14 protein-coding genes and 1 pseudogene are annotated in these 14,203 nt (G+C 65.1%); 9 read left to right on the top strand and 6 right to left on the bottom strand.

What is annotated here, in order from left to right:
• Nucleotides 1-175: 175 nt before the first annotated feature.
• From GPL20_RS36520 to GPL20_RS36510, 3 genes are all read left to right on the top strand, one after another.
• The gene (locus GPL20_RS36520) at nt 176-1,228 is read left to right on the top strand and encodes a glycosyltransferase family 4 protein (protein WP_157337219.1); all 1,053 of its coding nucleotides are present in this window, start codon (nt 176-178) and stop codon (nt 1,226-1,228) included.
• A 42-nt stretch (nt 1,229-1,270) separates the two neighbouring features.
• Complete coding sequence (locus tag GPL20_RS36515; RefSeq protein ID WP_036003432.1) at nt 1,271-1,960, top strand: class I SAM-dependent methyltransferase; 690 nt, start codon at nt 1,271-1,273, stop codon at nt 1,958-1,960.
• 155 nt (nt 1,961-2,115) lie between these two features.
• Nucleotides 2,116-2,775: a hypothetical protein gene (locus GPL20_RS36510; RefSeq protein ID WP_157337217.1), complete on the top strand. Its 660-nt coding sequence runs from the start codon at nt 2,116-2,118 to the stop codon at nt 2,773-2,775.
• Between the two features lie 215 nt (nt 2,776-2,990).
• On the opposite strand, the gene GPL20_RS36505 is transcribed toward GPL20_RS36510, so the two are convergent.
• Nucleotides 2,991-4,655, bottom strand: coding sequence for an aminotransferase class III-fold pyridoxal phosphate-dependent enzyme (locus tag GPL20_RS36505; RefSeq protein WP_157337215.1), 1,665 nt, complete (start codon nt 4,653-4,655; stop codon nt 2,991-2,993).
• A 35-nt stretch (nt 4,656-4,690) separates the two neighbouring features.
• On the opposite strand from GPL20_RS36505, the gene asd reads away from it, so the two are divergent.
• Both asd and GPL20_RS36495 read left to right on the top strand, forming a co-directional pair.
• Nucleotides 4,691-5,554 (top strand): archaetidylserine decarboxylase, encoded by an 864-nt coding sequence (asd, locus tag GPL20_RS36500; protein WP_157337213.1) that lies wholly within the window; start codon nt 4,691-4,693, stop codon nt 5,552-5,554.
• A gap of 66 nt (nt 5,555-5,620) precedes the next feature.
• Nucleotides 5,621-6,187, top strand: a complete 567-nt coding sequence (locus tag GPL20_RS36495; protein ID WP_157337211.1) for an NUDIX hydrolase — start codon at nt 5,621-5,623, stop codon at nt 6,185-6,187.
• 270 nt (nt 6,188-6,457) lie between these two features.
• Here GPL20_RS36495 and GPL20_RS36490 read toward each other — a convergent pair whose 3' ends face one another.
• Nucleotides 6,458-7,180 (bottom strand): DUF2147 domain-containing protein, encoded by a 723-nt coding sequence (locus GPL20_RS36490; protein WP_157337209.1) that lies wholly within the window; start codon nt 7,178-7,180, stop codon nt 6,458-6,460.
• A gap of 442 nt (nt 7,181-7,622) precedes the next feature.
• Nucleotides 7,623-7,853 (bottom strand): hypothetical protein, encoded by a 231-nt coding sequence (locus GPL20_RS36485; protein WP_157337207.1) that lies wholly within the window; start codon nt 7,851-7,853, stop codon nt 7,623-7,625.
• A 39-nt stretch (nt 7,854-7,892) separates the two neighbouring features.
• Here GPL20_RS36485 and GPL20_RS36480 point away from each other — a divergent pair, with 39 nt between their 5' ends.
• Together GPL20_RS36480 and GPL20_RS36475 are read left to right on the top strand one after the other, a co-directional pair.
• Nucleotides 7,893-9,101, top strand: a complete 1,209-nt coding sequence (locus tag GPL20_RS36480; RefSeq protein ID WP_157337205.1) for an extensin-like domain-containing protein — start codon at nt 7,893-7,895, stop codon at nt 9,099-9,101.
• Between the two features lie 102 nt (nt 9,102-9,203).
• Nucleotides 9,204-9,785 carry a histidine phosphatase family protein gene (locus tag GPL20_RS36475; protein ID WP_157337203.1) on the top strand — a complete coding sequence of 194 codons (582 nt, stop codon included), beginning with the start codon at nt 9,204-9,206 and terminating at the stop codon, nt 9,783-9,785.
• 18 nt (nt 9,786-9,803) lie between these two features.
• Here the strand turns inward: GPL20_RS36475 and GPL20_RS36470 are convergent, their stop codons facing one another.
• Both GPL20_RS36470 and GPL20_RS36465 read right to left on the bottom strand, forming a co-directional pair.
• Complete coding sequence (locus GPL20_RS36470) at nt 9,804-10,145, bottom strand: DUF6665 family protein (protein ID WP_157337201.1); 342 nt, start codon at nt 10,143-10,145, stop codon at nt 9,804-9,806.
• A 51-nt stretch (nt 10,146-10,196) separates the two neighbouring features.
• A complete protein-coding gene (locus tag GPL20_RS36465; protein WP_157337199.1) occupies nt 10,197-10,832 on the bottom strand; it encodes a TetR/AcrR family transcriptional regulator in 636 nt (211 codons plus the stop codon).
• A gap of 193 nt (nt 10,833-11,025) precedes the next feature.
• Here GPL20_RS36465 and GPL20_RS36460 point away from each other — a divergent pair, with 193 nt between their 5' ends.
• A complete protein-coding gene (locus GPL20_RS36460) occupies nt 11,026-12,360 on the top strand; it encodes an HlyD family secretion protein (RefSeq protein WP_157337197.1) in 1,335 nt (444 codons plus the stop codon).
• 29 nt (nt 12,361-12,389) lie between these two features.
• Nucleotides 12,390-13,973: a DHA2 family efflux MFS transporter permease subunit gene (locus tag GPL20_RS36455; protein WP_157337195.1), complete on the top strand. Its 1,584-nt coding sequence runs from the start codon at nt 12,390-12,392 to the stop codon at nt 13,971-13,973.
• A 106-nt stretch (nt 13,974-14,079) separates the two neighbouring features.
• Here the strand turns inward: GPL20_RS36455 and GPL20_RS36450 are convergent.
• Nucleotides 14,080-14,203, bottom strand: a pseudogene (locus GPL20_RS36450) (IS481-like element ISRm20 family transposase); the annotation flags it as partial.

The raw sequence follows: 14,203 nt of genomic DNA, 5'->3' as shown, positions 1-14,203 counted from the left end.
GCGCGGAAAACCGAAAACGGTTTCGTGGCGGCAAGGATTGTTTCATGACAGTTTCGTGGCCCCGCGGGCCCGTTAACGAACAAAACAGCACGCCGACACTTATGTGACGTCACACGCCTGAAATATCCTTCGTTGATGGTCGTAAGCCGAGAATCATCAATGCTCGGGATTCCCCATGCGGGTATTAATCGCGACTGACGCCTGGCATCCGCAGGTCAACGGTGTGGTGCGGACGCTGACATCGCTGGCGAACGCCGCCAAGGCCCTGGATGTCGAGATCGACTTCCTGACGCCGGACGGCTTTCCGTCATGGCCGCTGCCGACCTATCCAGGCCTGCGCATCGCGCTGCCGAGCGGAAAGGAGATCGCGCGGCGGATCGAGAAGGCGGCGCCGGAAGCGCTGCACATCGCGACCGAAGGCCCGATCGGCTGGGCCGCGCGCGCCTATTGCCGCCGCAACCGGCTTGCCTTCACCACCTCTTACACGACGCGCTTTCCGGAATATGTCTCGGTGCGGACGGGCATCCCCACGAGCGTCGGCTATGCCGTACTGCGCCACTTCCACGATGCTGCCGCCATGACCATGGTGGCGACGCCCTCGCTGCGGCAGGAGTTGTCCGAGCGCGGCTTCAAGCGGCTCGGCTTCTGGACGCGCGGCGTCAATACCGAGCTGTTCCATCCCGACAGTCCGGCAAAGCTCGATCTGCCGCGGCCGATCTTCATGACCATGGGGCGCGTGGCGGTGGAGAAGAACCTCGAAGCGTTCCTCTCGCTCGACCTGCCCGGCACCAAGGTCGTCGTTGGCGACGGTCCGCAGAAGGCTGCGCTCGAAAAGAAATATCCCGACGCCGTGTTCCTCGGCGAGAAGAAGGGGGCGGATCTGACCGCGCATCTCGCCGCTGCCGACGTCTTCGTGTTCCCGAGCCTGACCGACACCTTTGGCGTCGTGCAGCTCGAGGCGCTCGCCTGCGGCACGCCGGTTGCGGCGTTTCCGGTCACCGGCCCGAAGGACGTCATCGCCGACCATCCGATCGGCGCGATCGATCATGATCTGCGTACCGCGTGCCTGCGCGCGCTCACCATGTCGCGCGAGACCTGTCGCAACTTCGCGCTGGAGCGCTCCTGGGAGAACAGCGCGCGCCAGTTCGTCGGAAACCTGACGTCACTTCAGCCCAGCCGCGTCCTGCGCGCCTCGCCTCGCATGGCGCGGCGGCCGGTGCGCGGTTGACCTTACCGTTTGACCGTTTGAACCACAGCGAGAACCTCATCGATGGCTAAGATCATGAACCTTGATGGCACCCAGCAGCTTGACCTCACCCGCGGCACGGTCGAGCAGGCCTATGACCGCTGGGCGCCCGTCTACGATCTCGTGTTCGGCGGTGTGTTCGCCAAGGGCCGTCAGGCGGCGATCGCGGCCACCAACAAGATCGGCGGCCGCGTGCTCGAGGTCGGCGTCGGCACCGGCATCTCGCTGCCGCTCTATGCGCCGAACCTGCGCATCTTCGGCACCGACATCTCGGAAGCGATGCTGGACAAGGCGCGCCGCCGCGTGACGGAGCAGAAGCTGAAGAACGTCGAGGGTCTCGCGGTGATGGACGCCGAGAAGCTCGAATTCCCCGACAACTCCTTCGACGTCGTGATGGCGCAATATGTCGTCACCGCCGTGCCCAATCCGGAAAAGGCGCTCGACGAATTCGCCCGCGTGCTGCGCCCGGGCGGCGAGCTGATCATCCTCACCCGCGTCAGCGCCGACACCGGCATGCGCCGCTTCATCGAGCAGAAGCTCCAGCCGGTGGTGCGTCCGCTCGGCTTCCGCACCGCCGAGTTCGCCTGGTCGCGTTACGCCAAGTGGCTGGCCGGCGCCCACGGCATCGAGCTCGCCGAGCGCCGCCTGATTCCGCCGCTCGGCCATTTCTCGCTGGTGCGCTTCCGCAAGGTCGACGTCGCCAAGGCGGCTTGAGGAGAAGGCGGCTTGAGGAAGGCGGCGTGATCTGAAGTCTACGCGTCGCGTGCGTCATCGCGCCGCTGCACATCGTCACATGACAAAATGATGATGTCACACGGCCTACATCGAATCCCTGTAATCCCGTACCCGAAAGCATTTTGGGGGAAAGCATGATCAAGAATTACCTCGAGCAGCTGCGGATCCAGCGCTGGGACGACCATCGCTACTACCACCACAGCCGCATCAATCAGAGCCTGCACTTCGTCAGCGCGCTGAGCTTCCTCTTCGCCTATGTCTGGCTGTTCGTCGATCCCGTGATCTCCGCGCTGGTCGGCTGGCTGATCTCGATGACCTCGCGCCAGGCCGGTCACTTCTTCTTCGAGCCGCACACTTACGACCACATCAACCAGGCGACGCACGAGCACAAGGAAGAGATCAAGGTCGGCTACAACCTTCAGCGCAAGGTGGTGCTGATGGCGATCTGGGCCCTCTCGCCCCTGGTGCTGGTCGCCGATCCCACGCTGTTCGGCCTGTTCACGCCCTGGGCGAGCGCGACCGACTTCATGCGTCAGGTGGCGAAGATCTGGCTCGTCGTCGGCGGCGGTGGTCTTCTGTTCCGCACCGTGCACCTGTTCTTCATCCGCGACGTCGAGACCGGCCTCGTCTGGATGACCAAGATCCTGACCGACCCGTTCCACGACCTGATGCTCTATCGCGGTGCTCCGCTGGCCCTGATGCGCGGCGAGCTGATGGACCCCGGCCTGCACCTCAACCCCGAGCACACGCTGGGCCTCGTCGGCGAGCCGACGCTCGAAGAGCAGCACGCCTGAGCGCGCTGTTCTCACCAAGCACTCCGATGTCGATTGGCTACGTCATGCCCGGGCTCGTCCCGGGCATCCACGTGTTAGGGGCTGCGAACGCCGCTGCCCCTGCCACAAACGCCGTCATTCCGGGGCGATGCGAAGCATCGAACCCGGAATCTCGAGATTCCGGGTTCGGCTCTTTGAGCCGCCCCGGAATGACAGAAGTGATAGCGGGAAGAGCCTCAGCGCCCGAAGCGCTTGGCCAGCATCTCTTTCAGGATCTGCCGCTTGATGCCCTTGTTGGTGAGCGCGGCATCGTGCCACCAGAAGCCGTCGGCCTTCATCTTCCCGGCGGCGCGGACGAAGCGTTCGGCGACCTCGGTGAAGTCGGCGTCGGTATAGTTGAGGCTGAAGATCAGCCGTCCGGTGCCGACCCAGCTCAGCGCCAGACCCTCGGCGCGCAGGTAATATTGCAGCATCCAGTTGTAGCGGGACGGCTCGGTGTATTTCACCGTCCAGATCGACGAGAAATTGGCGAACCGCACCGGCAGGCCGGCGTCGGTCATCATCTGGTTGAGCCTTTGCGCGCGGCCGTTCCAGGTCTCCTCCAGCCCGTCATAGACAGCGCGGAAGTTCGGGCTGGCGAGCCGGCTCAAGAACTCGTCCATCGCCGTCATGACGTAGGGGTGCGAGTTGAAGGTGCCGCGGGCGAAGCAGATGTCGGCCGGGCGGTCGTCGCGGAAGCGGCGCATCAGTTCGCGCTTGCCGCAGACGACGCCGACCGGCAGGCCGCCGGCGAGGCTCTTGCCGTAGGTCACCATGTCGGCGCGGATGCCGAAATATTCCTGAGCGCCGCCGGCGGCGAGACGGAAGCCGACGAACACCTCGTCGAAGATCAGCACGATGCCGCGCTCGGTGCAGACCTCGCGCAGCTTCTTGAGCCATTCGGTGTAGGCCGCGCGGTCGAAATGGCCGCCACGGGACGAGTCGACCAGCGAGGAATCGCCGGGCGCGTTGGCGTTCGGATGCAGGCCCTGGAGTGGATTGACCAGCACGCAGGCGATGTCCTTGCGCGTGCGCAGCACGTGCAGCGTCTTTTCGGACATCTCGGCGAGGGTGTAGGTCTCGTGCGCGGGAATCGGATTGCCGACGCCGGGCTGCACGTCGCCCCACCAGCCGTGATAGGCGCCGGCGAAGCGGACCAGATGCGTGCGCTTGGTGTGGTAGCGCGCCAGCCGCACCGCCTGCATCACGGCTTCGGTGCCGGACATGTGGAAGGAGACTTCGTCGAGGCCCGAGATCTGGCAGAGCCGCTGCACGTTCTCGAGGATGACGGGATGGTAGGGACCGAGCACCGGTCCGAGCGCGTGCGCCCGTTTCTCGGAGCCCTCGATGCACTCCTTGTAGAAGTCGTTGCCGAAGATGTTGACGCCGTACGACCCAGTGAGGTCGTAGGAAGTGTTGCCGTCGACATCCGTGACGGTGACGCCGCTGGACGATTCCACGAAGGTCGAGGTGCCCAGGTGTTCGCGGACGAGGCGCGAGAACTGGAACGGCACGCGGTAGCTCTCGGTGAAGTTGAGATCGGAGATCGTCTCCGCCGCCTCCTTCGTCATCGCGCGGCCCTTCGGGTAGCGATCGGCGTAGAGGGCTGCGAGCCGGAAGAAGGCCTCCTTGCGCTGCGTCACCACGTTGGCCGGTGCGCCGTCGCAACCGAAATATTGATCACCCCTAAACTCGTAGAACGGGAGCAGCCGCGCCACCCGGCGCGACATCTTCGAGTGCCCGGCGAGCGAGCGGTGCTTGGCGCGGGAGAGCTCGATGCGCGCCTTGATCTTCGGGAAGACGGCGGCAGCGGACGCTGCGGCGGCCACGGAAAATGAGAGAATCGGGAGTGTCGTTTCCATGACAACAAGCGCTAACCCTGCGAGCTGACAGATTCATGACAGTCAAAGCCCTCATCGCCTCTTTCACCCAGCAGGAAGACCTCAACTTCCTGCTGACCAACCGCATCCCGCGCGCGGCGCTGACCCGCTTCATGGGCTGGTTCTCCAAGATCGAGAACCCGTTGGTGCGGGACTTCTCGATCGCCCTTTGGAAGCTGTTCTCCGACCTCGATCTGTCGGAGGCGCGCAAGACCCATTTCAAGAGCCTGCACGACTGTTTCACCCGGGAGCTGAAGCCGGGCCTGCGTCCGTTCGATCCGGACCCGGCGGTCGTCGCCAGTCCCTCGGACGGCATCGTCGGCGCCCATGGGAAGATCGCCGACACCGAGCTGTTCCAGGTCAAGGGTGCGCCTTACTCGCTGCTTGACCTGCTCGGCGATTCCGCCCTCGTCGACCAGCACCGCAACGGCTCCTTCGTCACGCTGCGGCTGACGTCGAGCATGTATCACCGCTTCCACGCGCCCTATGACGCGCATATCGAGCGCGTCACGCTGATCCATGGCGACGTCTGGAACGTCAACCCGATCGCGCTCAAGCGGGTCGAGCGGCTGTTCTGCAAGAACGAACGCGCGGTGATCCGGACGCATCTGGCGACCGGCGAAGCCGTGACGCTGGTGCCGGTCGCCGCGATCCTGGTCGCCAGCATCCGCCTGCACTTCCTCGACATGGTGCTGAACGCGCAGACGCGCGGCCCGGTCAATTTCCCCTGCGATGTCAACGTGACCAAGGGCGAGGAGCTCGGCTGGTTCGAGCATGGCTCGACCATCATCATCCTGGCGCCCGGCGATTTCACGTTCTGCGACGGTATCGGCGAAGGCACGCGCATCCGCGCGGGTCAAGCACTGTTGAGGAGAAAGTAGCCTTCAATCTGCCGTCTCCGCCGCCTATATCCCCGTGGGGAAGATTCCACGACGACGGATTTGGTGATGGCGCGGGCGCCGGTGATGGCGGCGGGTGGTATTGTATTGTGGCGGGGAGCTGTCCCGCTGGTTGCGGTCGTGCGCCAGCGCAAGCGCAACGAATGGGTCCTGCCCAAGGGCAAGCTCGACGATGGCGAGACGCCGAAGGAAGCCGCGCACCGCGAGGTGCTGGAGGAAACCGGCCACGATGTCGCCATGCACGAATTCCTCGGCACGCTGGTCTATCAGTCGGGCGGACGCACCAAGGTCGTGCATTTCTGGCGCATGGAAGCCGACGGCGGCCCGGTCCGCAAGCTGATGAACGACATCAAGGCGGTCGACTGGCTGACGCTGGAGGACGCGATCGCGCGCCTGTCGCGCGAATATGAGCGCGTCTTCCTCACCCAGATCGGCCCGATCGCGCTCGCGGCCGCAGGGCTTGCATCGCCGCCCGCGCCCGAGCCGCCGCCGCTTCACGCCGACGAGCTCGATGCGGCCTTGCAGACGCTGACACCGGCCGAAGCCGCCTCGGTCGACGAACTGCGGCACGGCCTGTTGCAGAAGGTAAGGGCCTGGCTGCGCGGCGAGGCGTGAGCTCGCGCTGTGTGCTGACCAAGGACGACATCTGCAAGTTGGTGCGGTTGCGGGCAGGCTCCCTCCACATCGTCATTGCGAGCGCAGCGAAGCAATCCAGAGTTCCGCCGAGGAAAGATTTCTGGATTGCTTCGCTGCGCTCGCAATGACGGAGCTGGCGAAGGAGTGCTTCTCCGTCACTATTTTTGCAGAAGCGGCCCCAACCCTCAGGTGCGCAATTACGCACCATAGTTCGATGCTTCGCATCGTCCCGGGATGACAGTGGTAATCTCAGCTCACGCGCTTCCAGGTCTGGCCGCCGCAGAACATGCCGCCGAAGGCGCAGCCCTGCACGCGCATCGCGTTCGGGCCCTTCATCGCGATCGTCGAGTCGTAGTTGCGGCCGGAGTTGGGATCGTGGATGCGGCCGCTCCACTTCGAGCCGTCGGGCTTCATGTTGATCAGGATGCGCTCGTTGGTCTTGACGGCATAGCCGCAGAGATTGGCGCCGCACTGCTCGACACGGACATTGCCCTTGTTCTCTTCGGTCGCCCACACGCCGATCGGCGAGTTCGGCGTCGCCACGGGCGCAGCGGCAAGCGGAGCCGGCGCGGGAGCAGCAGCGATGGGAGCCGGCGCGGCAACGGGAGCAGGAGGCGCGACAGGTGCGGTCTGCGTGTTGTCGGGGCCGGCGGCCGGAGCGGCGGCAACCGCAGGTGCGGTCGCCTGGACCGGCGCCTGCTGCACGGGCTGCTGCTGCACCGGAGCCGGCGTGGTGTCGGCGTCATCGTCCTTGGAGCCGCCAAGGCCCTTGAGGTTTATGTTGTTCAGCTTGATCGGCTTGTCCGACAGGCCCGGCGCGACGATGGTCACGCAATCGAGCGAGGCGCAGTTGCGCGGCGTTTCGATGCGGATGTGCTGGCCCTCGATCTGGAACGAGATCGAATTGCCGGCATGCGCGGCGGCGGTCGACGCGAGGAAGAGCGCGGTGGCGGCGATGTAGAGCTTGTTCATGACAACCTCCCGAAATTGCGTGGTCCCGATCTGGACTGGAGTCGCTGGTGGACCGAGCGTGGTTCGACCCTAGGCCGGGCAGCGCCGGGGTTCTGTGATGAACATCACGACGGCCGTGCCGCGACTGGGCGCGCCGTGGAGCGCGCGGTCGTGAAGCCGCGCACGCTTACCCTCCAGGGGAGGGCTATCGCATATGGCATTTTGCGTGACTTGAGCGCGCGCCTCGTCCTTCGAGACGACCGCTTCGCGGTCTCCTCTGGATGAGGCTAAGCGGCATCGGTGCTGGTCGAAACTGCTGCCACGCACTCGGTCCTCATCCTGAGGGCCCGCCAACGGCGGGCGTCTCGAAGGATGGCCACAGAGAAATTGCCAGCATATGCGATTGCCCCGCCCTGGAGGGGAGGGTGAGCGCCGATAGAGTTCGATGCTGTCGGTTGAACCGCTAGATCATGCCAAGCACGATGGCGCCGACGAAGGCCATGGCGAGGTACGCGGTGATCACACTCAGTTTCCCGGCGAACGTCATGCCGTTGCTCCCTGGGATGCTGGTCACGCCGCTTTGCGCACAACCGATATGGTTAACAGAGAGTCTCGCGGCAAGAAAGTCAGCCTTGCTGCCGTTCACCCAATGTCGCCGCGCCGCGGCATGGTTAAGAGAAGCTGAAATCGACACGTTGAAGAGTCTTTAAGTAAATTCACCGAACGTGCGCGCATGACGCGCGGAGTTCGTTTGTATCTCGTCGGCTCCATCGTCCTTGTTTCGCTTGCGGGTTGCGGACGCGGCTTTTTCCAGGCCGAACGTGAACCGTGGCGAGCCGAGGCAGAAGCGGCGTGCCTGAAATCAGGTGCGGTCAAGGAGAGTGCGGACATCGTCCGCATCGACCCGATCTCCGGTCCCGGCCAGTGCGGTGCCGAGTTCCCGCTCAAGGTCGCCGCGATCGGCGAAGCCTCCAGCAGCTATGGCTTTGCCGACGAGGAGTTGCGTCCGCCCGCAAGCATCGGCAACCAGCCGCGCTGGCCGGTGACGCAGCCGCGCTCAAATCCGCAGGGCCAGAATTATCCGGCATCCTCCTACCCGCAACGGCCGAACTATCCCGAGAGCGCGGTGCGCCAGCCCGCCGGCTATGGCGCCTCATCCGGACCGATGTCGCTGAATGCGCCCGGCGTGGCGCCGCAGGAAGATGAGATCGATCTGCCGCCCGAGGGCACCGACGCTGCCGGCGCTGCGCGCTACATGAATGCGCCGAGCTATCCGGCGCGGCCGGCAGGTCCAGCGCCTTACTCGCAGGCGCCCGCGCAGCAGCCGCTGCCGCGCCTTGGTCCGGCGCAGGGCAATCCCGTCACCGCCGTCGGCCCCGTTGCAATCAAGCCGACCGCGACGCTGGCCTGTCCGATCGTGTCCGAGCTCGATCGCTGGCTCGCCGACACCGTGCAGCCCTCGGCAATGCGCTGGTTCGGCGTCCGCGTCGCCGAGATCAAGCAGATCTCCGCCTATTCCTGCCGCGGCATGAACGGCAACTCGCATGCCCACATCTCCGAGCACGCCTTCGGCAACGCGCTCGACATCTCAGCCTTCGTGCTCGCCGACGGCCGCCGCGTCACCGTAAAGGATGGCTGGCGTGGCATGCCGGAAGAGCAGGGCTTTCTGCGCGACGTGCAGTCCGGCGCCTGCGCGCATTTCACCACGGTGCTGGCGCCCGGTTCGAACGTCTATCACTACGATCACATCCACGTCGACCTGATGCGCCGCGCCAGCCGCCGCCTGATCTGCCAGCCGGCCGCCGTGTCCGGCGAAGAGGTTGCCGGGCGGGCGCAGTCGCGCAATCCCTATGCGAACAGGCGCGATCCCTATGTGACCGGCTCGCTCGGCCGCAAGAGCACGCCGCGCAAGCATGAAGAAGACGAGTACGCCGACGATTAGGTCGACGCACCTTCTCTTGTAGACCGGATGAGCGAAGCGATATCCGGGACAGCCCTCCCGCATATCGCTTCGCTCATGCGGGCTACGATCGCACCAACCGGAATGTCCATCGTCCGCTATCTCACCCATCCGCAAGTCCAGATCGACCCCGACGTGCCGGTGCCGCAATGGGGCCTGAGCTCGGTCGGTCGAACACGCACCGAAGCGCTGGCGAATGCGGGCTGGCTCGCGAACACGACGCAGATCATTTCCAGCGGCGAGCGCAAGGCGATCGAGACGGCCGAGATCATCGCCGGACGGCTCGGTGTCATGATCGAAATCCGCGACGCCATGCATGAGAACGACCGTTCGGCAACCGGCTTCCTGAAGCCGGACGAGTTCGAGAAGGTCGCCGACCAGTTCTTCGCGCAGCCGCATCTCAGCGTCCGCGGCTGGGAGCGCGCGATTGACGCGCAGGCGCGCATCGTGCGCGAGGTCGAGGCGGTGCTGGTCCGCAGTCGTCCCGGCGATGTTCTCTTCGTCGGCCACGGCGCCGTCGGCACGCTGCTGTTCTGCCACTATGCCGGCCATCCCATCGATCGCATCCACGATCAGCCCGCCGGCGGCGGCAATTGCTTTGCCTTCGCGCGGGAGGAGCGCCGCGTCCTGCATGGGTGGCGCAGGATGGAAGAGATCGGGACGTAGCTCTGCGGAGCTAGCAGGTCATTTTGAAGTCGGCTTCGACGGCGTGGGGGCCAGCCCCATGCACCGCTGCACCTCGCCCGGAACGTTGTAGGTTCGCATGATGTGACGGCTGTCGCGAAGGCCGGTCGCCTCGCGCTGCACCACGAACATCCAGAGCGCCTGGCCGGCTTCCGCGACCAGCTTGCGCCTCGCCGGTTGCATCGAGGCCGGCAGCTCCAAGCGTTCGTGGGCGGCGTCGAACTCGCGCAAGCGCGCAAGGCTCTGCTCGAGTGTGCGGCCCATCCGCCCAAGCGCAGAGGCCTGTTCCTGGACGATCTCATAATGGAGGATATCGACAGGCGGGCGAAGGTCGCGGGACATGGTGCCAATATAGTGCCGCGGGACCGGCACACGCAACGCGGTCCGCTGCTGCTACTTCGCCTGATACGCCGCCAGGAACATCCGCGCCGCGCTGTCGACAACTTCAGTCATGCGCTCTTCCGACGGTGCCGGTGCGGCCTGGAAGACAAAGGGCAGGAACAGCGAGGCCTTGCACAGTTCCATGAATTGCGAGGCGGCAAGGTCACAATCGTCGATCCTGAGATCGCCGGAAGCGACATGGGCCTTGAGGTAGTCGGACAGCCGGCGAATGGTCTTGTCCAGCACCCGCGCATAGTAGCGGCGGCCGACATCGGGCATGCGCTCGGCGATCGCCATCACGGTGCGGATCGCCGAGCCGCCGCCGGGACGGCAGAGCAGGTGGATGTAGGCCCGGCCAAAGTCCTTCAATGTGGTCTCGGCATCGCGCGCCGGGTCGAAATTGAACACGACCTGGCCGTGCTGAAGCGCCTCCTGTTCGAGGATGGCTTCGAACAGCGCGCATTTGTCGGCGAAGTAGACGTAGAGCGTGCCCTTGGAGACCTGCGCCGCGCGCGCGATCTCGCCCATGCTGGCGCCATCGAAACCGAGATCCATGAACACCTTGCGGGCGCCGTCCAGGATCTGGCGGCGCTTGGAGCTGTCCTCTTCTGGGAGGACGTGCAGATGTTCACTGGCCGCTACAACCATTGGTTCAGGGTCTCGGAAGGTTTTTGCACCGGATCTGGGCCATGAAACCCGAATAAAGGATTCGGGCCATTACGGTCACCGCCGGAGTATTATCTATATTGACCGAACGGTTCGGTCAATGATATTTGGGATAAGCGAAGGGAACGTGCCGCGCGGCGGCCGTCCCTTGTCGCGCTTTTTTGGGGAGGCCGTTATGGCCGTATCGAGAGACCAGGCTGCGCGCGTCCTTCGCCAGGAAACTGTGGAGACGACGCCGGAGCAGGCGGGCAGTGACGCCGCGACCGAGAAGCCCGCAGTCCTGGCCGAGCAATTGCGCTCTCATGTGGCCGAGGAAACCAAGCGCCGCACCGGCGAGGCGCCGGAGAAGCCCGCAAACGACAAGCCGGCCCCGACGGCACCTGCGCCGAGCGCGCCCGCGGCTGCTGCCGGCGCTCCGAAGTCCGGTAAGCGCAAATTCGTGCTGATGGGCGTTGGCCTGCTGCTGGCGCTCGCGGTCGCGAGCTATGCCGGCTACTACACGCTGGTCGGCCGCTTCTACATCTCCACCGACGACGCCTATGTCCGCGCCAACAACACCATGCTCGGTGCCCGCGTTGCCGGCCATATCTCCTCGATCCTCCCCGGCGACAACACGCCGGTGCGCGCCGGCGACGTCGTCTTCCGCATCGACGACGGCGACTACAAGATCGCGGTCGATGCCGCCGCGACCAGGATCGCGACCCAGCAGGCCACGATCGATCGCATCGGCCGCCAGGTCGCGGCGCTCGACAGCCAGGTCGCGCAGGCAAAGGCGCAGCTCGTCTCCGCCGAAGCGGGTCTGAAGCGCGCCGATCTCGACTATGATCGCCAGCAGGCGCTGAGCAGCAAGGGCTTTGCCTCGCGCGCCACCTTCGAGAGCTCGGAAGCCGGACGCGACCAGGGCGCCGCTGCGGTCAAGGCCGCGCAGGCCGCCTACGACGTCGCGATCAGCAACGTCGATGTCGCCAAGGCGCAGCAGGCCGAAGCCCAGGCCCAGCTCGCCGAGCTCAAGACCACGCTCGCCAAGGCCGAGCGTGACCTCAACTTCACCCTGGTGCGCGCACCGGTCGACGGCACATTCTCGAACCGTCTGGTCAGCACCGGCGACTTCGTCGCGGTCGGCCAGCGCCTCGGCAACATCGTGCCGCTCGATGCCGTCTATATCGACGCCAATTTCAAGGAAACCCAGCTCAAGCGCATCCGTCCCGGCCAGCCGGTGACGATCAAGGTCGATGCCTATGGCATGCGCAAATTCTCCGGCGTCGTCGACAGCATCGCGGCAGGCGCGGGCTCGGTGTTCACGCTGCTGCCGCCGGACAACGCCACCGGCAACTTCACCAAGATCGTGCAGCGCGTGCCGGTCCGCATCCGCGTGCCGAAGTCGGTCGCCAAGCAGAACCTGCTCCGCGCCGGCATGTCGGTCTACGCAACCGTCGACACCAACAAGGGCGCGGCCGACGCCGACAGCGAGGTCGATCTCGACGATCCCACCGCGATCCATCCGCAGTAGGCGCGGCTCGAGCGCCGCGAGGCCGGACCATGGCGAACGCCACGACTGCTTCACCTGCCATGATGGCGGCCCCCGATTCGGAGCGCATCGCGCCGAAGCGGCTGTTCGCCTTCATCATCATGGTGTTCGGGATGTTCATGTCGATCCTGGACATCCAGATCGTCTCGGCCTCCCTGAGCGAGATCCAGGCCGGCCTGTCGGCGAGCTCCAGCGAAGTCTCCTGGGTCCAGACCGCCTATCTGATCGCCGAAGTCATCGCGATCCCGCTGTCGGGATTCCTGTCGCGCGCCTTCGGCACGCGGCTGCTGTTTGCGATCTCGGCGGCGGGCTTCACCGCCTCGAGCCTGCTCTGCGGCTTTGCCACCACCATCGAGGAGATGATCCTCTGGCGTGCGCTGCAAGGTTTCCTCGGCGCCGGCATGATCCCGACGGTGTTCGCCTCGGCCTACACCGTCTTCCCGCGCACGAAATTCCACATCGTGGGTCCCATCATCGGTCTCGTCGCGACGCTGGCCCCGACCATCGGGCCGACGGTCGGCGGCTACATCACCGACCTGATGTCCTGGAACTGGCTGTTCTTCATCAACGTCGTGCCCGGCATCGGCATCACCCTGGGTGTGCTGGCGCTGGTCGATTTCGACGAGCCGCATTTCGAGCTGCTCGACCGCTTCGACTGGTGGGGCCTGTTGTTCATGGCCGGCTTCCTCGGCACGCTGGAATATGTGCTGGAGGAAGGGCCGCAATATGAATGGTTGCAGGACACGTCAGTGGCGATCTGCGCCTGGATCTGCGCGATCTCGGCGATCGCCTTCTTCTGGCGCGTCTTCACCGCGGCCGAGCCGATCGTCAATCTGCGCACCTTCTCCAACCGCAACTTCGCGATCGGCTGCCTCCTGCAGTTCTGCATCGGCATCGGCCTCTACGGCCTGACCTACATCTATCCGCGCTATCTCGCCGAGGTGCGCGGCTACAGCGCGCTGATGATCGGCGAGACCATGTTCGTCTCCGGCATCACCATGTTCCTGGTCGCGCCGCTGGTCGGCCGGCTCATGGTGAAGTTCGACATGCGCTACATGATCGCGTTCGGCCTCGTCGTGTTCGCGATCGGCTCCTACCAGATGACCTGGATCACCCGCGACTACGATTTCTACGAGCTGCTGGTGCCGCAGATCCTGCGTGGCATCGGCATGATGTTCGCAATGGTGCCGACCAACAACATCGCGCTCGGCACGCTGGCACCGGACCGCGTCAAGAACGCGAGCGGCCTGTTCAACCTGATGCGCAATCTCGGCGGCGCGGTCGGGCTCGCCGTCATCAATACCGTGCTCAACAACCGCACCGACCTGCACATCACGCGCCTCCAGGAGCGCGTGACCTGGGGCAACGCGAGCGCGACCGAAACCCTGACCATGTTCATGCAGAAGTTCCAGGGACTTGGCGATTCCACGTTGATGGCGATGAAGCAGCTCTCCCAGCTCGTGCACCGTCAGGCCGTGGTGATGAGCTTCGGCGACGCCTTCTTCATCCTGACGCTGTTCTATCTCGGCCTCAGCCTGCTGGTCGCGCTGCTGAACAAGCCGGCCGCGATGACCGGCGGCGGCGACGCGCACTGACGCAGCTCCATTCTCGGCGTCATCGCCCGGCTTGACCGGGCGATGACGCCGAGACGCCGGTGATTGAGCCGAGAGGCCGCGGCGTACTGGATGCCCCGCCTGCTGTTTAGCCCGGAGACATAGCTGACACCTGTTCGGACACATCACTGACAGGTTGGCGATTGGTCAAGTCGATCGATGCGACCTGCCAGCTCGCGAAGAAGACACCGTAGTGGCCGTCGCGATCCAGC

The sequence above is a fragment of the Bradyrhizobium cajani genome, assembly GCF_009759665.1.
GTDB classification, from domain to species: Bacteria; Pseudomonadota; Alphaproteobacteria; order Rhizobiales; family Xanthobacteraceae; genus Bradyrhizobium; species Bradyrhizobium cajani.
Note: the sequence above shows the minus strand (reverse complement) of the source record. Positions and strands in the feature narration are given on the sequence as shown.